This is a genomic window from Nonomuraea insulae (assembly GCF_042656245.1).
Genome location: NZ_JBHSPA010000068.1, coordinates 57,474 through 78,816, shown reverse-complemented (window position 1 = coordinate 78,816; position 21,343 = coordinate 57,474). Strand labels below are relative to the sequence as shown.

The window sequence follows — 21,343 nt, the reverse complement described above, 5'->3', positions numbered from 1 at the left end:
CCGCTGTTCCATCTGGGGTCTGTCACGTACATCACCTGATCTGGCTGGCGCGCAGCTCCGCGCGCACAGCCGGGGTCAGCACCTGACCGGCGCGATCGACCATCAACGTCATCTGGTACGCCACCAGCCCCATGTCACAGTCCGGAGCGGCCAGCACCGCCAGGCACGAGCCGTCACTGACCGACATGATCAGCATCAGCCCGCGCTGCATCTCCACGATCGTCTGGTTGACCGCACCACCCTCGAACACCCTGGCCGCGCCCTGCGTCAGGCTCACCAAACCTGACGCGATCGCGGCGAGCTGATCAGCCCGGTCAGCCGGAAAGCCCGACGACGCCGCCAGCGGCAGACCGTCGGACGAGACCACCACCGCGTGCGCCACACCCGGGACCGTGCTGACGAAGTCCGTGATCAGCCAGTCGACTCCGCGTGCCGCGTGGCTGAGGTCGTTCATGCGCGCTCCTCCCTTTCGTTGTCCTTCGGGGAGGGGAAGGCCCTGCCCTCGCTGATGTCGTCTCGTGCCGCACGGAAGCCCTGCTGGAAGCTGGACAGACGGTTGCGGATCCGGTCCGGGGACACCGAGGGCATCGGCGTGACGCCCTTCGGGGACGCGGCGGTGTCCGCCGAGCCGGGCACCAGGTTGGCCTTGGGCACCCGTTTGGGCAGTCCCGCCGCCGTCGCACCGTCACGTACCGGCTCCACTACTGCCTCCGCAGCGCTCCAGCCCGCGTCCGCCTTGGCGGATCCCCAGCTCGCGCCGTTCGCGTCGCGGCCGAACCAGGCGGATTCCACGGCGGCGAAGATCGGCAGGTAGTCGTCGCCGGCGGACGCGGGCGGGGCCGCCGGCATGGGGTCCGTCGCGCCGGAGGCGGGCTCGGGGAAGTCGAACCCCGGCCGCTGCGGCGGGTTGGTGTCCTGGTTCCAGCCGCCGGGTGGCGCTTGGGGGACGGGTCTCTTGGGCAGGCCCCGCTCGCCGTTCCAGGCGGGGCCGCGGGGCGGCGCCCAGACGTCGCCGCTCTCGAAGCCGCCGCCGCGTGGTTCGGCGGGCCAGGCCGAGGGGTCGGGTTGCCAGGCGGGCGGTGGCGTCGACCAGTTGCCGCCCGTCTCGGGGTTGGAGGGGAACGACGGGTGGCCGGGGCCCATCTGGAACGTCGGTTGCGGCCAGTCGGTGGGGGGCGGGGCGGAGTGCGGGCCGGAGTACGGTTCGTCTCCCCTGGGCCCCGAGTACGGCTCGTCCCCTCTCGGCCCGCCGCCCGGCCCGCCCGGCCCGCCCGCGCCCGCTCCCGCGAAGGCCGGCGGCTGATTGCCCGAGAAGGAGGATGGCTGATTGCCGGAGAAGGAGGATGGCTGGTTTCCGGAGAAGGAGGACGGCTGGTTGTCCGAGAACGACGGTGGCTGGTTTCCGGAGAAGGACGGCATGCCGGAGAAGGTCGGAGCCTGGGAGCCCAGCATGTTCTCGGGGATCAGCACCATCGCGGTCAGGCCGCCGGAGGCGTGCGGGCGCAGTTGCACCCGGATGCCGTGCCGGTGCGCCAGCCTGGCCACCACGAACAGGCCCATCCGCCGCGACACCGACACGTCCACGCTCGGCGCGTCCGTCAGCCGCTCGTTGGCCGCGATCAGTTCCTCCTGGGTCATGCCGATGCCGGAGTCGGTGATCGACAACATCACGCCGCCGCCGTCGATCCGGCTGCCCGAGACGGTCACCCTGGTCTCGCGCGGCGAGAACGACAGCGCGTTCTCGACCAGCTCGGCGATCAGGTGGATCACGTCGTTCACGGCCTGGCCGGCCACCGACACCCCGTCGGGCACCTGGAGCACGACGCGCTCGTAGTTCTCGACCTCCGACAACGACGCCCTGGCCACGTCGACCAGCTTGACCGGCTGGCTCCACCGCCGCGGCGGGTCCTGGCCCGCCAGCACCAGCAGGTTCTCGCTGTTGCGCCGCATACGGGTGGCCAGGTGGTCGAGCTTGAACAGATTGCCGAGCCGCTGCTCGTCCTGCTCGCCCTGCTCCAGCCCGTCGATCAGGGTGATCTGCCGTTCCACCAGCGTCTGGCTACGCCGCGACAGGTTCACGAACATCGCGTTGACGTTGCTGCGCAGCCGGGCCTCCTCGCCCGCCAGCCGCACCGCCTCACGGTGCACCTCGTCGAACGCCCGCGCGACCTCACCGATCTCGTCGTGCGTGTCCACCCCGATCGGCACGACGGGGCCGACCGTGCCGTCCCCGCTCTCGCGCAACTGCCGCACGGTCTCCGGCAGGCGCTGCCCGGCGACGTCGAGCGCCTCGCGGCGCAGCCTGCGCAGCGGCCTGATCAGCGAGCGGGCGATGAGCGAGATGATCGAGATCACCACGATCAGCAGCAGCAGGATGAGGCCGCCGGAGATCATGGCGGAGCGGTTGGCGCTCTCCTCCAGGCCGCGGGCGCGCAGGATGACGGAGGAGGACAGCGCCTTCTCCACGTTCCGCAGCGCGTCGACCTTGCCGGTGCTGACCTCGAACCAGGTGGCGACATCCCGCTCGGGCCGCGCCCCGATGCTCAGCTCCTTGCCCTCGGACGCCTGCGCCATCGCACGCAGCCGGAACAGGTCGGTCTGGTCGATGTCCCTGCCCACGACGGTGTTGCGGTAGAGCTCCAGCTGGTCGAGGTTGGCCAGGGTCCTGAACAGCGTCTCCTCGCTCTCCTCACGCGACTTGGCGTCGGTGAGCGCGTCGAGTTCGCCGCTGTCGAAGTTCTTGTTGTTCAGCGAACTGGCCAGGATGCCGCGTTGCTTGGACGCCTGCTCCTTGGCCCGGGCGATGGCGGCCATCGAGCCGGCGCTGTCGGCCACCTCGTCGTCCACCGCGACCTGCCCGACCTGGTCGTGGAACTGCAGCAGGGCCGCGATGATCTCCGAATACTTCCTGATCATCGGCAGGGGCTGGATCTTGCCGTTCACCGCCGTGTCACGCAGTGTCGGGATCTCCTCCAGGCGCCGCAGCACCGGCCGTACGGCCTCGCCGTGGCTCTCCCCCAGCGCGAGGGCCCGCTTCTTGGCCTCGTCGATGAGGCCGTTGACCCCGCTGTAGGTGGTGTTGAGCTGCGCCTCGCGATTCTGGGGCCGGCCCTGGGCGATGTAGAGGGCGGTCTCGTCGCGCTCGAAGGACAACTCCTGCGTCACGGCCCCGAGCTGCTGGCTGAGCTCGGCGACCTCTCTGAGAGTCTGGTAGGTGTTGGCGTCACTGAGCGAGGTGACGACGCTCAGCCCACCCAGGCCCACGGCGACGGCCGTGGGAACGACGATCAGCGCTATGAGGCGTGATCGCACATGCCAGTTACCCAATCCGAACCTGCGCGAGGTCGGTTTGGACAGCCGTCGCTTCTCATGGCCGTGCGGCTCGCGGTCGGCGGAAGCTTCAGCGTTCTGCGTTCTCACTGCCTTCGCAACCTCTCGCCCTTGAGGGAATTCTCAGGTGACCAGCTCAGATAATGCAGGTGAGGCAATATGTGCATCGAGATAAGCACACAGATCGACAAGGGCCAACCACTACTAGTGCCCCTCTGGGGCCTTTAGCCCTATATGTCCGAAAAAAGCGACCGAATCGGTAGATGGCCTTCTACCAGGGAAAACAGGCAATAAGGGACCGTTCCACGAGCCACTTCCTGACTCGCCGAAAAGATCGAATACGGGGCACCAGGGGTTACCCGAAGTCCCGGCAGTTACCTCCAATCCCAAACCGGACAAACATTTGGGTCGTCAAATTTTCACGATATAGCGACAAACAGACATTGCAACCACAAGTGTCATCTTCACGATAATGCCCACCCATTTGGTGCTACCGTCAATCCCTGTTGTGCGTCAGGCACACAGCCCCCGGGAGCAAAAAGCCACCCGGTCCCCCCCTGGCTCCATCCGAAAGGAGTCCCTGACATGAGGCTTGGCCGTTCCGCCAGGGCCGCCATCATCGGGTTCGCTTTGACACTCGGCGCCGCGGCGTGCAGCGCCGGCGGCTCCCCAACCGCCAGCGCCCCGCCGTCCGCATCCGGCAGCGGGCTGGAGAAGACCCAGATCAAGGTCGCCACCCTGCCGGCCATCGACAGCGCCGCCCTCTACGTCGCCATCGACCAAGGGCTCTTCGAGAAGGAGGGACTGGAGGTCACTCCGCAGATCGTCCAGGCCGCGCCTGATGCCATCCCCATGCTGATCAAGGGCGAGATCGACGCGATGTTCGGGAACTACGTCTCGATGTTCGCCGCCCATGACAAGCAGACGCTGAAGCTGCGCATCCTGGCCGAGGGCTCTCGCGCGGCCCCCGACTCGCTCAGCATCATGGCCCTGCCCAACTCGCCCATCAAGACGCCGAAGGACCTGGAAGGCAAGACGATCAACGTCAACGTCCTGCACAACTTCCAGGAGCTGGCGCTCACCCAGGTGCTCAAGGCCAACAACGTCGACCCGGCCACCATCAAGTACGTCCAGGTGACCTTCCAGAACATCATGCCCTCGTGGAAGCAGGGCCAGATCGACGCCGCCTACCTCGGCGAGCCGATGGTCACGGCCGCCACCTCCACCATGGGCGCGCGCAAGATCCTCGACCCGGCCTCCGGGCCCGCCGCCGAGTTCCCCATCTCCGGCTACGTCAGCAGCCAGGAGTGGTACGACAAGAACCCCAAGGTGTCCGCGGCGTTCCAGCGGGCCATCCACAACGCGGCCAAGCTCATGGAGAACAACCGTGAGGTGGTGGCCAAGGTGCTGCCGACCTTCACGCAGATCAACGCGGCCACCGCGGCCACCGTGACCTTCCCCTACTTCTCCAGCAACGACAACCCGGTCCGCCTCCAGCGGGTGGCCGACTGGATGCTGGAAGCCAAGTGGCTGACGAAGGCCATCAACGTCGAGTCGCTCATGTCGCCCACCACGTCAGGGTGAGCGCACAAACCCTGTCCCGCCCCCGCCCGGCGTCCGCCGCCACTCGCTGGTCACGCCGGGCGGCCGGGGCTCTCGCCTTCGCCGCCCTGATCGAGCTGGTCAGCAGGACCGGGCTGGCCGATCGCGAATTCCTCCCGCCCGCCACGGAGATCGTCGGGCGGGCGGTCACGCTGCTGCTCGACCCGGCGTTCCGTGCCCACGCCCTGACGAGCCTGCTCGCCTGGGCCATCGGGCTCGGCATCGTCGCCGTGCTCGCCGTCCCGCTCGGGCTGTTGCTCGGCAGCGTGCCGGTCATCGACGCCGCCACCCGCTCGGTGGTGGAGTTCCTCAGGCCGATCCCGTCCGTGGCGCTGATCCCGCTGGTGGCCCTGGTCATCGGCACCGGCCTGCAACACCGCGTCGCCCTCGTGGTCTACGCCTCGCTCTGGCCCATCCTCTACAACACGATGTACGGCCTGCGCGGCGTCGACCCCCTGGCCAAGGAGTCCCTCCGCTCCTACGGCTTCGGCCCCCTGTCGGTGCTGCTGCGTGTCTCCCTGCCGTCCTCGGCGCCCTTCATCACCACCGGCCTCCGGCTGGCGGCAGGGGTGGCGCTCATCCTGACCGTCAGCACCGAGATCGTGGCCGGGCGGGGCGACGGCATCGGCGTGTTCATCTTCTTCGCCGGTATCGCCGTGCCCGCGCGGATGACCGACATCCTGGCCGGGGTGTTCTGGGTGGGGTTGTTCGGCGTCGCGGTGAACGCGCTGCTGGTGGCCGTCGAGCGGCGGGCGTTCCGCTGGCATCACGCGCAGCGGGGGGAGCCTGGATGAGCGACCGGGGTATGCGCACGGCGATGTTCCGGACCATCGTCCTGGTCGTGCTGGTCCTGGCCTGGGAGGTGGCCACGAGGGTGGCGGGCAGTCCGTTCTTCCCCTCACCCAGCACGATCGTCACCCGGATGCACGCGATGTGGTTCTCGGGGCCGCCCTCCACGCTCTTCCTGACCGACGCCGCCACCGGGAACATCCTGCCCAGCCTGGGCCGGATGGCGCTCGGCTTCGCGGGAGGCGCGGCGGGCGGGGTCGTGCTCGGGCTGGCGGTGGGCCTGTCCGCCCGGGTCTACGACTACCTGGACGGCGTGCTGCAGTTCCTGCGCGCCATCCCGCCGCCCGCGCTGGTGACCGTGTTCCTCGTGGTGTTCGGGTTCGGGCTGGGGATGCAGCTCGCGTTCATCATGTTCTCCATCGTGTGGCCGGTGCTGCTCAACACCGCCGACGGGGCCCGCTCGGTCGAGCCGCTGCACCTGCAGACGTGCCAGGCGTTCCGGCTGTCGCGGGCGGAGCGGCTCTTCCGGGTGATCCTGCCCTCGGCGCTGCCCAAGATGTTCGCGGGGCTGCGGCTGGCGCTGTCGCTCTCCCTGATCGTCATGGTCTTCTCCGAGCTGCTCCCGGGCACCACGAACGGCATCGGCTTCCAGCTCACGGAGGCCTACTCGACCTTCGACCTGCCCGCCATGTGGGGTGGGATCGTGCTGCTCGGCGTGCTGGGGTACCTGCTCAACGAGCTGTTCCTGGTCGTCGAGCGCCGCGTCCTCGCCTGGCACCGCTCGGCCCAGCAGCTCACCGGCTAGCCCAGAGCAGAAAGGAATAGCCGGCTTACCCGGCGGGGCCGCGGGTTAGAGTCCCCCCGTGGGGGAGACATCGTGCGGACGATGATCGTGGGCGGTGGCATCGGGGGTCTCAGCGCGGCCCTGAGCCTGCACGCCGCCGGGCTGGAATGCGTGATCGTGGAGGCCGCCCGCACGCTGCGGCCCCTCGGGGTGGGCATCAACGTGCAGCCCCATGCCGTACGCGAGCTGACCGAGCTGGGCCTCGGCGGCGCACTGGCGGGGCTGGCCGTGGAGACGAGCTTCATGACGTTCGCCGACTGCCACGGCAACGTCATCCTCGCCCTGCCGCGCGGCCGATCGGCGGGTTACCGCTGGCCCCAATACAGCATCCACCGGGGCGAACTGCAGATGGCGCTGCTCGTGGCCGTCGAGGAGCGGGTCGGGCCGGTGCGCACGGGGGTCAGGTTCGAGGACTTCGCGCAGGACGGCGACGGGGTGCTCGTCACCCTCCGCCGGGGCGGGCAGGTGCTGCGGGAGCGGGTGGACGTGCTGGTCGGCGCGGACGGGGTGCAGTCGGCCGTCCGCGCCAGGCTGCGGCCTTGCGACGACCCGCTGCTGTGGGCGGGGATCAGGATGTGGCGCGGGGTGGCGGAGGCCGATCCGATCCTCGACGGCGCGACGGTACTCGTCGGTGGCTCGAATATGACCGCTAAATTTGTGACTTATCACATCTCGGCCCGCAATCCGCGGTTGATCAACTGGGTGGCCGAGGTGAAGGTGACCGAGCCCGGGATCGTGCCGGACGCCGACTGGGCCCGCGAGGGCATGCTCTCCGACGTGTCAGCACATTTCTCGTCCTGGAAATATCCGCCCGCCGACATCCGGGCGCTGCTCGCCACCACGGGACGAATCCTCGAATATCCGATGGTGGATCGCGCCCCCCTGCCCCGCTGGAGCCAGGGCCGGGTGACGCTGCTGGGCGACGCCGCCCATCCCATGTATCCGATCGGCTCGAACGGCGGCTCCCAGGCCGTACTGGACGCGCGGGTCCTGGCCCGGTGCCTGGCGACGTACGGGGATCCGGCGCGGGCCCTGGAGGCGTACGAGGAGGAGCGGCGTCCGCCCACGTCGGCGCTGGTCCTCGCGCACCGGGCGCTGCCCATCGAGGAGACGATCAGGCTGGTGGCCGCGCGGGCGCCGGATGGATTCGGCGAGATCGGCGAGGTGCTGACGGAGCAGGAGTTGTCGGCGATGGCGGACGCGCAGCGCCGCATCTCCGACGCCGATGTGCGGGCGCTGAACGAACGTGAATCGTGGAGCGTATGAGGCTGTGGCTCCCATGGCAGCCGGGATCGTGCAAGAGTAAGATCACGCCCTGAATGGGTTTACCTGACTGACATGTCCAGCAATTACCGCTCCGCTAGAGTCATTTCAACCCCAAAAGCGTCCGCGGTCTCGCCCCCTAGGAAATCCAGTGCTCGAGATAGACAACCTTTCCCATGTGTACGGCGGCGGCACTCCCAACGCGCACCACGCCATCGACGGACTCAACCTGAGCGTCGCCGAGGGCGAGCTGCTCTGCATCGTCGGTCCCTCGGGCTGCGGGAAGTCGACGCTGCTGCGCTCCATCGCCGGCCTGATCACGCCGACCGGCGGGGAGGTCAGGGTCGAGGGCAATCTGGTCCGCCAGACGCCGGACAACCTCGCCGTGGTCTTCCAGGACTACAGCCGCTCGTTGTTCCCATGGATGTCGGTCGCCGACAACGTGGCCCTGCCGCTGCGCCGCAAGAGCATGGACAAGCGCCAGCGCCGCGAGGCCGCCCAGGAGGCCCTTGAGTCGGTGGGCCTCGAAGGCGCGGGGCGCAAATACCCGTTCCAGCTCTCGGGCGGCATGCAGCAGCGGGTGGCGATCGCGCGGGCGCTGGCGTACCGGCCGACGCTGATGCTCATGGACGAGCCGTTCGGCTCGGTGGACGCGCAGACCAGGGAGGACCTGGAGGACCTGGTGCTCAAGGTCCGCGGCCACCACCAGATGACGATCGTGCTCATCACCCATGACATCGACGAGAGCGTCTATGTGGGCGACCGGGTGGTGGTGTTGTCCAAGGCGCCCGCTCACGTGGTGGGAGACCTGAAGGTGGCTCTGCCCGGGCCACGCGATCAGATCACCACGCGGGAGCACCCGGACTTCGTGCATCTGCGCGCGGAGGTGGGGCGACTCGTCCGCGGTCACGCCACCGTCTGATCGCGGCTTCTCCCCCCGGCGATCGCCGCCGTCACGCTCGCGCCGGCCAAGCGCGGCCGGGTGGTGTGCGGGTGCCGCGTTCGTTCAAAGGATGGGACGGGCGCCACGCACACCTCACTGCCCTTCGCCGCAGCAATGCTGGCCACGATCCTCGCCTCCGCACCGCCGAAGCCGGTGCGCGGGAGCGAGGTGGCCGAGCTGATCGCCAGGCTGGGTGAGCTGCGGGACGCGGGGGTGCTGTCCGAGGAGGAGTTCCCGGCCAAGAAGGCCGAGCTGTTGTCCCGGCTGTGAGCTCGGAATCCCCGGGGAGGGGCGCGGAGGCAGGCGGGCATTCGACAGCCCACCACCTCGATGGGGCGAGGGGTGGGCTGCGATGACGCCGGAAGGCGCGGGGGTCGCTAGACCGGAGTGTGCATGTGGCGGGTCAGGGCGTGTTCCACCAAGGTGATCAAGGTGGATTTGACCGACTCGCGTTGCCGGGCGTCCAGTCTGATGATCGGGGTGTGGCCGCCGATCGACAGGGCCTCCCTGAGTTCGTCCTCCGCGTGCGCGAATTGGCCGTCCCAGCCGTTGATGCCGATCACGAACGGCAGCTTGGCCTCTTCGAAGTAGTCGATGGCCGGGAAGCTGTCGGCCAGCCGGCGGGTGTCCACGAGGACGACCGCGCCGATGGCGCCTTTGACGAGGTCGTCCCACATGAACCAGAAGCGGTGCTGTCCGGGCGTGCCGAACAGGTAAAGGATCAGGTCACGGTCGAGCGAGACCCGGCCGAAGTCCATGGCGACGGTCGTGGTGGTCTTGTTCGGCGTGAGTGAGACGTCGTCCACATGGGCCGAGGCGTCCGTCATGATCGCTTCCGTGGTGAGCGGCAGGATCTCGGAGACCGCTCCCACGAAAGTCGTCTTCCCCACGCCGAAGCCCCCGGCCACGACGATCTTCGTCGAGGTTAGGCCGGGGCTAGAGCCTGCGAAGTCCACTGAGCACCCTTTCGAGCAAGTTGAGGTCCGGCTTTCCCGCGTCCAGCGCAGGCTGGTGCACGCGGATCAGGCCCTCCGACGCCATGTCGGCGATCAGCACCCGGACCACGCCAAGAGGCTGGCGTAAAAGGGCGGAGATCTCGGCAACCGACCGGACGTTCCGGGTCAGCTGAATGATCGCCTGATACTCCGGACTTAGTAGGGAAATATCTTGGTATTCCGACGTCACAGAGGACACGAGTGCCTCCATGGCGAACTTCATCCGCGGGGCGGTGCGCCCCCCGGTCACGGCATAGGGCCGTACCAGGGAGCTCTGCTTCTGCGGACGGGGAGCCGCCGGATGCGGCGGAGTGCTATCACCAGCCCAACCCTGCTGACCTGACACCATGATCTCCTGTCACCGCCCAAACTAGCGGGGGCGAGTCGCTTGCAGCTCCGCGCGTACGGCTGGAGTCAGCACCTGACCGGCCCGCTCTACGAGCAGGGTCATCTGGTACGCGACCAGCCCCATGTCACAGTCGGGAGCAGCCAGGACCGCCAAGCAGGATCCATCACTGATCGACATGATCATCAAGAGCCCACGCTGCATTTCGATAACGGTCTGGGACACCATACCGCCCTCGAAAACCCGCGCGGCTCCCTGGGTCAAGCTGATCACGCCCGAGGCCACCGCGGCGAGCTGGTCGGCCCGATCCTTGGGAAAACCCTCGGAGAAGGCCAGTGGCAACCCGTCAGACGACACCACGACTGTGTGGGCGACGCCTGGCACGTTGTTCACGAAGTCCGTGATCAGCCAGCTTATGCCGCGCGCTCCCTGGCTCATTTCTCTCATTTGTCCTCCTCGTTCTCATCTCCGCGGGTGAACGCCCGGCCTTGCCGGACACCCTGCTGGAAGCTGGAGAGCCGGCTGCGCAACCGCTCGGGTGAGATCTGCGGCGCCGGAGACTGGGCCTGGGGCTCGGCGAGGCTGGCCGTACCGGGCACCAGGTTGGCCTTGGGAACGCGGCGGGGCAGACCCGACGCCGTCGTACCGGCCTGCTGGGGCTGGGCGGCGGCCTGCGCGGCCTGGAAGCCGGAGTCCGCGGGCGACGACCAGGTCGCACCGGCACCCGAGGCGCCTGGCGTGCGCTGCGGCAGCCCTGGCTTGTCCGGCGTGCCACCGACCATGGGCGGCGCCGCCGGGGGCGGGTCGGCGGGCACGGCCGGGTGGATCGCGGTGATCTCCGGCTCGCTCTCGGGCTCCTGATACTGCAGCACCTCGGGGTCCGGACGGCGGAACCAGTCCGAGCCGACCGACGAGAAGATCGGCAGGAACTCCTCGCTCTGCTCCTCCATCGGCGAGCTGCGCACGATGGGGAGCGGCCCGGTCATGTCCTGGGAGGAGTAGTCGCCGGGGCCGAACGGGCTGTACTGCGAGTTCCCGTTCTGCTCGTAGTGCTCGGCGGGCCTGGCCTCCTCCCCGAACGGGGAGCGGTAGGAGTCGCCGAGCTGCGTCCTCGGTGTGTCCTCTGCCTCGAACAACGAGCGGCGCGGCAGCGGGTCGGCGAAGGAGGACCAGTTCGGGTCCTCCTGCGACTGCTGCTGCTTGGGCGGCTCGGTCGAGAAGGACGGCCAGCGCGGCTCGTCGCCCTCCTGGAGGGGCGGCGGCGTCTCGGCGAACGACGGCCACCTGTTGTCCGCGAAGGGCTGCGGCGGCGCCGGGGCCTCCTCCGCGAAGGACGGCCACCGCTGCTCGCCGAACGGCTGAGCATCCTGCGGCTGCTCGCCGAACGGCTGCTGCACGGGCGGGGAGTCGTCGGCGAACGACGGCCAGCGGGGCTCGTCGGCCCGCGGAGGCTGCTGTTCCCCGAAGGGCTGCTGCTCCCCGAAGGGCTGCTCCCCGAAGGACTGCTCGGCGAACGGCTGCTCGCCGAAGGCCGCCTGCTGCTGCTCGCCGAACGAGGGCCAGTTCCCGGTCCCCGGCACGGGCAGCGAGCCCGGCCACTGCGTGTCCACCACCTGGCCGGGGATGTCGTCGAAGGAGGGGTGCTTGCCGCCGGCGCCGTTCGGCGCCGGGGGCTGGCCGAACATGCTCGGGTCGAACGTGGTGAACGCCTCGTACTGCCCGCCCTGCTGCGGCAGGCCCTGCCCGTTGCTGATGAGCATGTCGGGCATCATCACCAGCGCGCTCAGGCCGCCGGTCTCCCGCATGCTGAGCTGGACGCGGATGCCGTGCCGCAGGGCCAGGCGGCCGACCACGAACAGGCCCATGCGCCGCGAGACGGACACGTCCACGACGGGCGGGTTCGCCAGACGCCAGTTGGCCTCGCCCAGCTCCTCCTGGTTCATGCCGATGCCGAGGTCGTTGATCGAGATCATCACGCCGCCCTCGGCGACCGCGCTGGTCACCGCGACCTTGCTCTCGCGCGGGGAGAAGGAGACGGCGTTCTCGATCAGCTCGGCGAGCAGGTGGACGGCGTCGGTGACGGCGGGGCCGACGATGAGGGTGCCGGACGGGATCTGGATCTGGACCCGTTCGTAGTTCTCGACCTCCGACAACGAGGCGCGGGCGATGTCGACCAGCGGCACCGGCTCGCTCCACTTGCGCGCGGCCTCCTGGCCGGCGAGGACCAGGAGGTTCTCGCTGTTGCGGCGCATGCGGGTGGCCAGGTGGTCGAGGCGGAAGAGGTTCGCGAGCCGCTGCTCGTCCTCCTCGCCCTGCTCCAGGCCCTCGATGAGCTGGAGTTGCCGTTCGACCAGCGTCTGGCTGCGGCGGGAGAGGTTGACGAACATCGAGTTGACGTTGGCGCGCAGCTTGGCCTCGTCGCCGGCCAGCCGGATCGCCTCGCGGTGGACCTCGTCGAAGGCCCGGGCCACTTCACCGATCTCGTCGCGGGTGTTGACACCGACCGACGGCACTTCCGGCACGTGGGCGCCATCGCCGGACTCGCGCAGGATGCGGACGGTGTCGGGCAGCCGGGTCGTGGCGACCTGGAGCGCCTCGGCCCGCAGTCGGCGCAGCGGGCGGACCAGCGAACCGGCCACGCGGGTGGTGATGACCAGGACGAGGAGCAGCAGGACGAGGATCAGCGCGCCGGAGATGATGGCGCTGCGCTGCTCGGTGTCGCTCAGCTCGCGGGTGCTGGCCACGATCTTGGTGGCCAGGCCGTCCTCGACCTTGCGCATGGCGTTGGTCGCGACGGTGGTGCTCTCGTACCAGTTGTTGAGGTCGCGCACCAGAGTGGGCGTGGTGACGTCGAGGTCGGTGATCCGGTTGCCGTCGCTCACCTGCGCCAGCGCGCGCTGGCGCATGGCGTCGGCGAGGTCGACCTCCGAGCCCTTGACCCCCTGCTGGTACGCCTTGAGGTCCGCGGGGTTCGCCTCCTGCTCGAAGGCGGCCAGCTCGGCCTGCTGCTTGTTCCAGGAGCCCAGGAAGTCGGACCAGTCGGCGCTGTCGATCTTGCGCTGCACCAGCGTGACGATGAGGATGATCTGCTGCCGCGAGACCTCCTCCTTGACGTTCTGGAGCGAGTTGAGCGCGGCGACGTCACCCTGCAGGGCGTCGTCGCTGACGCCGTCGCCCAGGTCTCCCTGGATGGAGGAGAAGACCTCGATCATCGTGCTGTACGTGCCGACGGAGGCGCGCGCGGGCACGTTGCCGACCATGGTGGCACGCAGGCTGTCGAGGCCGTCGAGCCAGCGGCGCATGTTCGCGACGCCCTCCTGCACACGGACCGAGTGCGAGGCGTCGATGGCCGTGGCCGCGGAGAGGGTGTCCTTCTTGGCCTTGTCGGTCGCCTGCCGCTGCGTCTTGAGCTGCACGAAGCGCTGGCCCTTGCGGCGGTCGGCGACGTACCAGGCGGTGAGCGTGCGTTCCTTGCCGAGCTCGTCGTTGAGCGCGCCGATGCGCTGGACCAGCTCGGCCACCTGGCTGAGCCGGCGGTATTCGGCGCTGGTGCCGATGGCGTCGGCGAGCTGGATGCCGGCGAGCAGCACACCCACGACCGTGGGAATGAGGATCAGCGCGACCAGCCTGGAGCGCACACGCCAGTTCGCCAGCCGGAACCGTCCGCCTGTGTACTCCCCCGACCTGGTGTGTCTGGGGTCTTTCGTCCTCACTGAGTCTCGCAACCTCTCGCCGGTACGTGCTCGAAGAAAATCAGACACGCGTGGGGCGCATGGGATTCTGTCCGGCTGGGTAATTGGAACACAACCCGTACCAGATCGGCCAACCGAACATATCCCATCTCATGCACCCAAAGAGGCACTTTGGGCAGCATAGCGCCAACACGTCTTCAGGCGGGGCGGAACGAATCCCGCTCCGCCGGCGCCGCGTGCTTCACCATCAGGTGCCGCGTCACCGAATACTCCTGCACTGCCTCCTGGCTCATGTCCTTGCCGAACCCGCTGCCCTTCACCCCGCCGTGCGGAGCTTCACTGGCGATGGGCAGATGGTCGTTAACCCACGTGACGCCCACGTCGAGCCGGTGGGAGACGCGCATCGCGCGGGCCACGTCACGTGACCACACCGACGAGGCGAGCCCGTATCTAGTGTCGTTGGCCAGCCGGACCGCTTCGTCCTCGCCGTCGAATGGGAGCGCGACCAGGACCGGTCCGAAGAGTTCACCCTGCACGATCTCGCTGCTCTGTGCGACATCGGCCACGAGGGTCGGCGGATAGAAAAAGCCGGAGCCCCGGATCGGGGCTCCACCGTGCAACACCCGACCCCCGGCCCGCGTGACGAACCCGTGCACCCGGTCCCGGTGCGCTGCGGAGATGAGCGGGCCGATGTCCGTGGCCGGGTCCCAGGGGTCGCCGACGGTGATGTTGGCAAGAGTTGCCTTGATGGCCTCCACGGCGTCGTCGTAGACCTCCCTGGCGACGTACACGCGGGTGGCGGCCGTACAGTCCTGACCGGAGTTGTACGTCGCCCCCATGGCCACGCCATGGGCCATCTCGGCCAGGTCGGCGTCCTCGAACACCAGCGCCGGCGCCTTGCCGCCCAGCTCCAGGTGCACCCGCTTGAGCGTGGCCGCCGCGCCGCTCATCACGGCCCTGCCGGTCTCGGTGGAGCCGGTGACGCTCACCATGTCCACGCCGGGATCGGTGACCAGCGCCTGGCCCGCCTCGGCGTCGCCGGTGACCGCCTGCACGAGGTTGTCGGGCGCGCCGGCCTTGGCGAACAACTCGGCCAGGCGCAACGTCGTACGGGGCGTCTGCGGCGCCGGCTTGATCACCACGGCGTTGCCCGCGGCCACCGCCGGGCCGACCTTCCAGACCGCCATCACGAACGGGAAGTTCCACGGCGCGATCGACCCCACCACCCCGACGGGCCGGCGCAGCAGGACCGAGGTGTAGCCGGGGCTGAACACCCCGGCCCCGGAGCCCTCCAGCGAGCGGGCGGCCCCGGCGAAGAAGCGCAGGTTGTCCACGGCGAAGGGCAGCTCACCGTCCCTGAATACCGCCGCGGGCTTGCCCGTCTCCTCCACCTCCAGCCTGGTCAGCTCGTCGGCGTCGGCCTCGACCAGGTCGGCCAGCCGCAGCAGCACCCGCTGGCGCTCGGCCGGGGTGGTCTGGGACCACTCCTCGAACGCCACGCGGGCCGCGCGCACGGCCGACGCCACGCCCTCAACCGACGTGTCCGGAATTTCGGCACATGGGAGGCCGGTGGCAGGGTTGATCAGTTCACGCATCAGGAAGACTTCATCTCTCAGGGTCGTGCTACTGGCCGAGCTGCTCGATCAGATCGGCGGCCTTGCGCAGGCCGTCGCGGCGCCGGATCTCCTCACCCGCGGCGGCGAGCCCCGCACGAAGCTCGACGTCGCCGAGCAGCCGCGCGACCGCCTCCTTCAGTTCCTCGTCGGTGAAGGTGTAGGTCGAGAGCCTGACACCATAGCCGAGTTCGTCGACCCTCTGGGCGTTGTCGTACTGGTCCCAGAAGAGCGGCAACGCGATCATCGGCTTGCCGAAGTGCAGCGTCTCGGTGGTCGTGTTGTTGCCGCCGTGGGTGATGACCAAGTCACACAGTGGGATGATCTTAGTCTGCGGAACGGTCTCCGCGCCCCACATGTTGGCGGGCAGCTTGATCTCCTCGTGCAGGGCGCCCTTGGAGACGATGTACTGGTGCGGGGTGGTGGCCAGCACGTCGATCACCCGCTGCATCAGCTCCACGTCGGCCGAGCCCAGCGAGCCGAGCGAGAAGTAGATCAGCGCTCCATCATTTCGTTCGTGCTCATGGTCGCGCCCGCTTCGCTCCTCGTTGGCTCCTTCGTCGCTCTCTCGTCGCGAGCTCCTGCGCTCGAAGGGCAGCGCGAAGTCCTCCTCCGTCTCGCGCACAGAGGAGTCGAGACGGTGCCAGGTGTCGCCCAGCGGGCGGGCGTCGACGTAGTCGAGGATCTCCGGGTAGACGTAGAGGTTCAGGTCGCCCTCGTGGATGAAGTCGAGGTCGGGCAGCGGGGCGGTGCCCTGCTCCACGCACCACTCGTTGAAGGCGGTCCAGACCTCGCGGTGGGTGCGGTCGTACTCGGCCTTGAAGGCGTCCCACTCGGAGCGGTCGCCCGCGGGCAGACCGGAGAAGACCGGCGCGACGTCCTCGCCGCGCGCCTCCAGCGGGTTGCATGAGACGATGCGGACGAACTTCTTGCCCGCCGTGAGCAGCGCCGGGAACGTGAGCACGTTGTCCTCGACGATCACGTCCGGGTTCACCCGCTCGATGATGGCCTTGAGCTGCGGCTCGCAGTATTTGGCGCCGTCGACCAGCTCGGCCCAGATGGGCTTGGTGACGGTCTCGAGCTGCTCCAGCGTGCTCTTGCGGTATTCGGGCGCGGTCTCGCGGATGAAGTCCTTCCAGAACTGGCCCGGGTCCTGCTCCTCCTCGGCCGGCGGGGCGAGGTCGACCAGGTCCTCCTCGAAGCCGAGCGCTTCGAGCTTGCCCTTCCACGACGACTCGGCGGCGAAGACGACGCGGTGGCCGCGGCGGCGCAGGATGTCGCCGATGCCGATGCAGTTGTTGGTCGGACCGTAGGCGCTTTCCGGCATGAACAGGATCGTGAGAGACATCGAGACTCCGGGGGAACTCGTCAATTTGAAGATGAATTCAAAAAGGGATCTAGCGTGAAGGTCAAGTTAAGGGCACTATGGTCACGGCTAACTGAACAGTGGCCTAATGGGTGAGGGTGGTGGGGGTGGCTCAGCGTAAAAGCCGCAGTGACCGGCGCATCGACTTGATCGAGGCCGCACGCAGGGCCATCATCCGTCATGGCATCGACGGTGTACAGCTCTCGCACGTCGCAGAGGAGGCCGGTCTGACCTCGGGCGCCGTGCTCTACCACTACCCCGACCTCAGCGAACTGCTGGTCGAGGCGCAGCACGCGGGCATGGAACGTTTCTACGAGCAGCGGCTGCGCCAGCTCGCCACACTTACCGACCCCGCCGAGAAGCTGGTCCTCACGATCAGGTCGGGGTTGCCCACCGGGCCGCTCGACCCGGACGTGCGCCTGCTCAACGAGCTGGGCGGGGCCGCGGGCCGCAACCGGGTCTACGGCGTGCTGCTCACCTCGCTCTACGATCGGCAGGTGTCGATGTACCAGGCGATCCTGGACACCGGGGCCGCTCTGGGGGTGTTCAGGCTGAGCACCGACTCGCAGACGATCGCGCGCAACCTGGTGGCGCTGGAGGACGCCTACGGCTACCGCATCACGGCCAGGCACCCGCTGATCGGCCCGGAGGAGGCCGCCGAGCTGATCCTCTCCTACGCCCGCACGGCCACGGGCAACGACCTGGCTCACTGATCGGCCGCCATGATCACCGCGTCCTTGGCCTCCCAGCGCACCTTGACCTTGGCGCCCTGCCGTACCGAGCTGGCCCCCTGTACGGCGACGAGGACCGGCTTGACGTGCCCGGGGACGTCCACGGACAGGTGCGACACGCCACCGTAGAAGCTGACGTCTAGGACGCTGCCGGACAGGCCCCTGGTCGCGTTCCCCTCCGCCAGCACGAGCTTCTCCGGCCGCACCGCCAGCAGCGCCTTGGCTCCCGGCTCCAGATCCGTCAGCGGCGTGCCCGCCAGCATGCCGAACTCGGCGCTCTTGATCCCGTCGAGGCCGCTGGCGGTGCCCTGGAAGAGGTTGTTGGCGCCGACGAAGTCGGCCACGAACGGCGTGCGCGGGCGCTCGTACAGGGAGATCGGTTCGTCCACCTGGCGCACGGAGCCGCTGTCGAAGACCGCGATGCGGTCGGCCAGCGACATGGCCTCCTCCTGGTCGTGCGTGACGACCACGAACGTGATGCCCACCTCGTGCTGCAGCCGTTTGAGCTCGAGTTGCATGTCGGCGCGGACCTTCTTGTCCAGGGCCGACAGCGGCTCGTCGAGCAGCAGCAACCGGGGCCGCTTGACGATGGAACGAGCCAGCGCCACCCGCTGCCGCTGCCCGCCGGAGAGCTGCGCGGGCTTGCGCGAGGCGTGCGCCGACAGGCCGACCGTCTCCAGCACCTCGCCGACGCGCTGCTTGATCTCCTGCCGGGGCAGCCGCTCGCGCTCCAGCCCGTAGGCCACGTTCTTGGCCACGGTCATGTGCGGGAACAGCGCGTACGACTGGAACATGAGGCTGATCGGCCGCCGGTTCGGCTGCTTGGCCAGCAGGTCCTCGCCGTCGAGCGTGACCGTGCCCGCGTCTGGCGTCTCGAACCCGGCGATGATGCGCAGCAGCGTGGTCTTGCCGCAGCCGGAGGGGCCGAGCAGGGCGAAGAACTCGCCCTGGCCGATCTCCAGCGACACCTCGTCGAGCGCGGTGACCTCGCCGAACCTGCGGGACACCCCGTCAATCTTGAGCACGAGATTCCCCGATCTTCGTCAGGCGCTGCCCCGCGATCACCGCCGTGAAGCTCACGAGGAGCAGGATCGCGGCCAGCGCGTTGATCTTCGGGGTCACCCCGAAACGGATCATTGAGTAGATGACGATCGGCAGCGTCTGGTCGCTGTTGCCGATCGTGAAGAACGCGATCACGAACTCGTCCAGCGACAACGTGAACGCCAGCAGCGCCCCCGCAACGATGCCGGGCATGAGCTGCGGCAGTGTGATCTTCATGAACGTCGCCACCGGCCCGGCGCCCAGGTCCCGCGACGCCTCCTCCAGCGAGGTGTCGGCGCCGCTCAGCCGGGTGCGCACCACCGCCGCGACGAACGCCATGGCGAACACGCCGTGGGCCAGGATCGCCGAGTACAGGCCGAGCGTGAGCTGGATCATCCCGTAGAAGACCAGCAGCCCGATGGCCAGCACCAGGTCGGGCAGCACGGCGGGCATCAGCGAGACCGCTTCGAGGACCTTGGACTTGGTGTGCCTGACCAGCCCGACGGCCAGCAGCGTGCCGAGCACGGTGGCGATCACGGTGGCGCCCGTGGCCACGATCAGCGTGTTCACCACGCCGTCCAGGACCCGCTCGTCCTTGGCCAGCTCGCCGTACCACTTGAGGCTGAAGCCCTCGTAGCTGTACGCCGAGTCGCCGGAGTTGAACGACATCACGACGAGCACGATGATCGGCAGGTAGAGGAAGGCGTAGGTGGCCCAGAACGGGACGTACAGGAGCTTTGATCTACGCACGGCGCGCCACCCACGCCTGCACGACGACCAGCACGATCAGCACCGCGATGACGGCCAGCGCCAGCGTGGAGCCGAACGGCCAGTCGCGCGCCGACAGGAACTGCTGGCGGATCAGGTTGCCCACCATGATCGACTTACTCCCGCCGAGCAGCTCGGGGATGACGAAGTTGCCGAAGCTCGGCACGAACACGAACAGGCAGCCGGTCATCACCCCCGGCAGCGACAGCGGCAGCGTGACCTTGCGGAACGTGGTGAGCGGCGCCGCCCCCAGGTTGGCCGAGGCCTCCCTGAGCTGGGGGTCGAGCTTCTCGATCGCCGCGAACAACGGCAACACCATCAGCGGCAGGTAGGAGTACACCAGCCCCGCCACGATCGCGCCCTCGTTGTAGAGCAGATCCAGCGGGCCCAGCCCGAACACCTTCAGCCCGCTGTTGATCAGCCCGGGACCGCTCAGCAGGATGACCCAGGCGTAGACGCGGATGATGAAGTTCGTCCAGAACGGCAGCACGACCGCGACCAGCGCGATCGTCTTCCACTTACGCGGGAGCTGGGCGATCAGGTACGCCGTCGGATAGCCGACCAGCAACGCGATCACCGTCGTCACCGCCGCGATCTTCAGCGACTCGACGACCACGCCCACGTAGAGCGGATCCGCCAGACGGGCGAAGTTCTCCATCGTGAACTCGTAGACCACACCGCCGAACCGGCCTCGCTGGAACACGGTGTAGCTCATCATCAGCGCCAGCGGCACCAACAGCAGCACGAGCAGATACGTCAAGCCGGGCGACAGGAACACGAACGCGCCCAGCCGGCGCCCCCGAGAACGGGACACCGGCCGGGTCTTGGCCTCTGACTTCACTGCAACGACAACTACTTCGCCTGAACGTCGGACGACAGCCGGGTGTACTTCGTGGACGCCTGTCCGAGGTCGATGATCGACTCACCGTCGAGCAGCTTGGCCGGCGGGATGTCGAGCAGGGAGCCCTTGGCGATCTTCACCTGCTCCATGGCCGCCTTGTTCGGGACCTTGTAGTTGATGTTCTCGGCCGCCCAGCTGTGGATCGAGGGGTCCAGGATGTAGTTGATCAGGGCGTGCGCCGCCTCCTTGTTCTTGGAGGACTTCATGATCACCATGGTGTCCACCCAGAGGTCGCTGCCCTCCTTCGGCACCTGGAACGCGATGTTGCCCTTCGGGTCCGTGGTCGGGCACCAGCCGTCCCACGCCTCGACCATGACGGCCTCGCCGGACTTCAGGCGGTCGCCGAACGTCGTGTCGTCGTAGGTGAGCAGGTGCGGCTTCTGGGCCATGAGCAGCTCACGGACCTTGGCGATCTCGTCGTCCTTGTCGGTGTTGACCGAGTAGCCGAGCGCCTTGAGCGCGGGCAGGGCCAGCCAGCGCTCGGTGGTCATCATGGTGACCTTCTTCTCGGCCCAGGCCGGGGGCTTCAGGAGATCGTTCCAACTCGTCGGCTTGGCCTTCACCAGGTCCGTGCGGTAGCAGATGCCGGTCGTGCCCCAGGTGTAGGGCACCGAGTACTTGTTGCCCTTGTCGTAGGAGAGCTGCGTGGCCTCCGGGTAGAGGTTGGCCAGGTTGGGGATCAGCTCGGGGTGGATCGGCTCCAGCAGGCCCTGCTCGTTGAGCGCCTGGGCGTACTGGCCGGACACGAACGCCACGTCGATGCCGCTGTCGCCGGGGGCGGTGAGCTTGTTCATCGCGATCTCGTTGGTGTCGTGCAGCTGGATCTGCACGTCCTTGACCTTGAGCTTGTCCTTGACCTTCTGCGGGAGCGTCTCGGGCGTGTAACCATCCCAGACCGTGATCTGCAGAGACTGCTTCGACAGGTCCGCGTTGGGCTTGAGTTGGTCGGCCGCCGCCACCGTCGAGCCGTTGGAGCCTGACGACGACTCACCGCCGCACGCCGCGACGGCAAGCGCGAGACCGGCCACCGCGACGGCGGCCGGGAGACGACGGGTGAACCGGGAACGGGACACGGCCGCTACTCCTTCTGAAATTTGAGGTGTAAGGGGGGTCGCGCGA

Annotated in this window: 19 protein-coding genes; 7 read left to right on the top strand and 12 right to left on the bottom strand. The window is 68.4% G+C overall.

Translation table 11 applies throughout. From position 1 onward, the window contains the following. Window positions 1-31 precede the first annotated feature (31 nt). Window positions 32-454, bottom strand: coding sequence for a roadblock/LC7 domain-containing protein (locus ACFPZ3_RS48465; protein WP_364114691.1), 423 nt, complete (start codon window positions 452-454; stop codon window positions 32-34). Then, window positions 451-3,312, bottom strand: coding sequence for a sensor histidine kinase (locus tag ACFPZ3_RS48460; RefSeq protein ID WP_379521191.1), 2,862 nt, complete (start codon window positions 3,310-3,312; stop codon window positions 451-453). Before ACFPZ3_RS48460 ends, ACFPZ3_RS48465 begins: the two co-directional genes overlap by 4 nt. Window positions 3,313-3,915: 603 nt before the next feature. Between ACFPZ3_RS48460 and ACFPZ3_RS48455 the strand changes: the two genes are divergently transcribed. The 6 genes from ACFPZ3_RS48455 (at window position 3,916) to ACFPZ3_RS48430 (ending at window position 9,041) form a co-directional block, all read left to right on the top strand. Further along, on the top strand, window positions 3,916-4,914 hold the full coding sequence (locus ACFPZ3_RS48455; protein ID WP_379521190.1) for an ABC transporter substrate-binding protein: 999 nt from the start codon (window positions 3,916-3,918) through the stop codon (window positions 4,912-4,914). Further along, entirely contained in the window at window positions 4,911-5,726 is an 816-nt protein-coding gene (locus ACFPZ3_RS48450; protein ID WP_379521189.1) for an ABC transporter permease, read from the top strand. The genes ACFPZ3_RS48455 and ACFPZ3_RS48450 overlap by 4 nt, the downstream gene beginning before the upstream one ends. Beyond that, window positions 5,723-6,526, top strand: a complete 804-nt coding sequence (locus tag ACFPZ3_RS48445; protein WP_379521188.1) for an ABC transporter permease — start codon at window positions 5,723-5,725, stop codon at window positions 6,524-6,526. Before ACFPZ3_RS48450 ends, ACFPZ3_RS48445 begins: the two co-directional genes overlap by 4 nt. Window positions 6,527-6,607: 81 nt before the next feature. Next, window positions 6,608-7,831 (top strand): flavin-dependent oxidoreductase, encoded by a 1,224-nt coding sequence (locus ACFPZ3_RS48440; protein WP_379521226.1) that lies wholly within the window; start codon window positions 6,608-6,610, stop codon window positions 7,829-7,831. Between the two features lie 148 nt (window positions 7,832-7,979). Next, window positions 7,980-8,750: an ABC transporter ATP-binding protein gene (locus ACFPZ3_RS48435; RefSeq protein WP_379521187.1), complete on the top strand. Its 771-nt coding sequence runs from the start codon at window positions 7,980-7,982 to the stop codon at window positions 8,748-8,750. A 135-nt stretch (window positions 8,751-8,885) separates the two neighbouring features. Next, window positions 8,886-9,041, top strand: a complete 156-nt coding sequence (locus ACFPZ3_RS48430) for an SHOCT domain-containing protein (RefSeq protein WP_379521186.1) — start codon at window positions 8,886-8,888, stop codon at window positions 9,039-9,041. Window positions 9,042-9,148: 107 nt separating this feature from the next. On the opposite strand, the gene ACFPZ3_RS48425 is transcribed toward ACFPZ3_RS48430, so the two are convergent. The 6 genes from ACFPZ3_RS48425 to ACFPZ3_RS48400 all read right to left on the bottom strand — a co-directional run bounded on the left by ACFPZ3_RS48425 (window position 9,149) and on the right by ACFPZ3_RS48400 (window position 16,765). Then, window positions 9,149-9,727: a GTP-binding protein gene (locus ACFPZ3_RS48425; protein WP_379521185.1), complete on the bottom strand. Its 579-nt coding sequence runs from the start codon at window positions 9,725-9,727 to the stop codon at window positions 9,149-9,151. Further along, the gene (locus tag ACFPZ3_RS48420; protein WP_235030067.1) at window positions 9,708-10,115 is read right to left on the bottom strand and encodes a DUF742 domain-containing protein; all 408 of its coding nucleotides are present in this window, start codon (window positions 10,113-10,115) and stop codon (window positions 9,708-9,710) included. Before ACFPZ3_RS48420 ends, ACFPZ3_RS48425 begins: the two co-directional genes overlap by 20 nt. Before the next feature lie 21 nt (window positions 10,116-10,136). Next, on the bottom strand, window positions 10,137-10,559 hold the full coding sequence (locus ACFPZ3_RS48415; protein WP_425570490.1) for a roadblock/LC7 domain-containing protein: 423 nt from the start codon (window positions 10,557-10,559) through the stop codon (window positions 10,137-10,139). Then, window positions 10,556-13,825: a nitrate- and nitrite sensing domain-containing protein gene (locus tag ACFPZ3_RS48410; RefSeq protein ID WP_379521184.1), complete on the bottom strand. Its 3,270-nt coding sequence runs from the start codon at window positions 13,823-13,825 to the stop codon at window positions 10,556-10,558. Before ACFPZ3_RS48410 ends, ACFPZ3_RS48415 begins: the two co-directional genes overlap by 4 nt. Window positions 13,826-14,001: 176 nt before the next feature. Beyond that, window positions 14,002-15,399 carry an aminobutyraldehyde dehydrogenase gene (locus tag ACFPZ3_RS48405; protein WP_379521183.1) on the bottom strand — a complete coding sequence of 466 codons (1,398 nt, stop codon included), beginning with the start codon at window positions 15,397-15,399 and terminating at the stop codon, window positions 14,002-14,004. Window positions 15,400-15,427: 28 nt separating this feature from the next. Next, on the bottom strand, window positions 15,428-16,765 hold the full coding sequence (locus tag ACFPZ3_RS48400) for a glycosyltransferase (protein WP_379521182.1): 1,338 nt from the start codon (window positions 16,763-16,765) through the stop codon (window positions 15,428-15,430). 125 nt (window positions 16,766-16,890) lie between these two features. On the opposite strand from ACFPZ3_RS48400, the gene ACFPZ3_RS48395 reads away from it, so the two are divergent. Further along, window positions 16,891-17,496, top strand: a complete 606-nt coding sequence (locus ACFPZ3_RS48395; protein ID WP_379521181.1) for a TetR/AcrR family transcriptional regulator — start codon at window positions 16,891-16,893, stop codon at window positions 17,494-17,496. On the opposite strand, the gene ACFPZ3_RS48390 is transcribed toward ACFPZ3_RS48395, so the two are convergent. Genes ACFPZ3_RS48390 through ACFPZ3_RS48375 form a run of 4 tightly spaced genes read right to left on the bottom strand, consistent with a single transcriptional unit; the run spans window position 17,490 to window position 21,297 of the window. Then, the gene (locus ACFPZ3_RS48390; RefSeq protein ID WP_379521180.1) at window positions 17,490-18,539 is read right to left on the bottom strand and encodes an ABC transporter ATP-binding protein; all 1,050 of its coding nucleotides are present in this window, start codon (window positions 18,537-18,539) and stop codon (window positions 17,490-17,492) included. The genes ACFPZ3_RS48395 and ACFPZ3_RS48390 overlap by 7 nt on opposite strands. After that, the gene (locus ACFPZ3_RS48385) at window positions 18,526-19,305 is read right to left on the bottom strand and encodes an ABC transporter permease (protein ID WP_379521179.1); all 780 of its coding nucleotides are present in this window, start codon (window positions 19,303-19,305) and stop codon (window positions 18,526-18,528) included. The genes ACFPZ3_RS48390 and ACFPZ3_RS48385 overlap by 14 nt, the downstream gene beginning before the upstream one ends. Then, a complete protein-coding gene (locus ACFPZ3_RS48380; protein ID WP_379521178.1) occupies window positions 19,298-20,137 on the bottom strand; it encodes an ABC transporter permease in 840 nt (279 codons plus the stop codon). Before ACFPZ3_RS48380 ends, ACFPZ3_RS48385 begins: the two co-directional genes overlap by 8 nt. Before the next feature lie 38 nt (window positions 20,138-20,175). Then, on the bottom strand, window positions 20,176-21,297 hold the full coding sequence (locus tag ACFPZ3_RS48375) for a polyamine ABC transporter substrate-binding protein (RefSeq protein WP_379521177.1): 1,122 nt from the start codon (window positions 21,295-21,297) through the stop codon (window positions 20,176-20,178). Window positions 21,298-21,343: the final 46 nt, after the last annotated feature.

Bases quoted from the DNA above. Each gene is read 5' to 3' on its own strand.
- ACFPZ3_RS48430 (WP_379521186.1), top strand. From the start codon at position 8,886: ATGCTGGCCACGATCCTCGCCTCCGCACCGCCGAAGCCGGTGCGCGGG.
- ACFPZ3_RS48440 (WP_379521226.1), top strand. From the start codon at position 6,608: ATGATCGTGGGCGGTGGCATCGGGGGTCTCAGCGCGGCCCTGAGCCTG.
- ACFPZ3_RS48420 (WP_235030067.1), bottom strand. From the start codon at position 10,115: ATGGTGTCAGGTCAGCAGGGTTGGGCTGGTGATAGCACTCCGCCGCAT.
- ACFPZ3_RS48400 (WP_379521182.1), bottom strand. From the start codon at position 16,765: ATGTCTCTCACGATCCTGTTCATGCCGGAAAGCGCCTACGGTCCGACC.
- ACFPZ3_RS48455 (WP_379521190.1), top strand. From the start codon at position 3,916: ATGAGGCTTGGCCGTTCCGCCAGGGCCGCCATCATCGGGTTCGCTTTG.
- ACFPZ3_RS48465 (WP_364114691.1), bottom strand. From the start codon at position 454: ATGAACGACCTCAGCCACGCGGCACGCGGAGTCGACTGGCTGATCACG.
- ACFPZ3_RS48405 (WP_379521183.1), bottom strand. From the start codon at position 15,399: ATGCGTGAACTGATCAACCCTGCCACCGGCCTCCCATGTGCCGAAATT.
- ACFPZ3_RS48415 (WP_425570490.1), bottom strand. From the start codon at position 10,559: ATGAGAGAAATGAGCCAGGGAGCGCGCGGCATAAGCTGGCTGATCACG.
- ACFPZ3_RS48445 (WP_379521188.1), top strand. From the start codon at position 5,723: ATGAGCGACCGGGGTATGCGCACGGCGATGTTCCGGACCATCGTCCTG.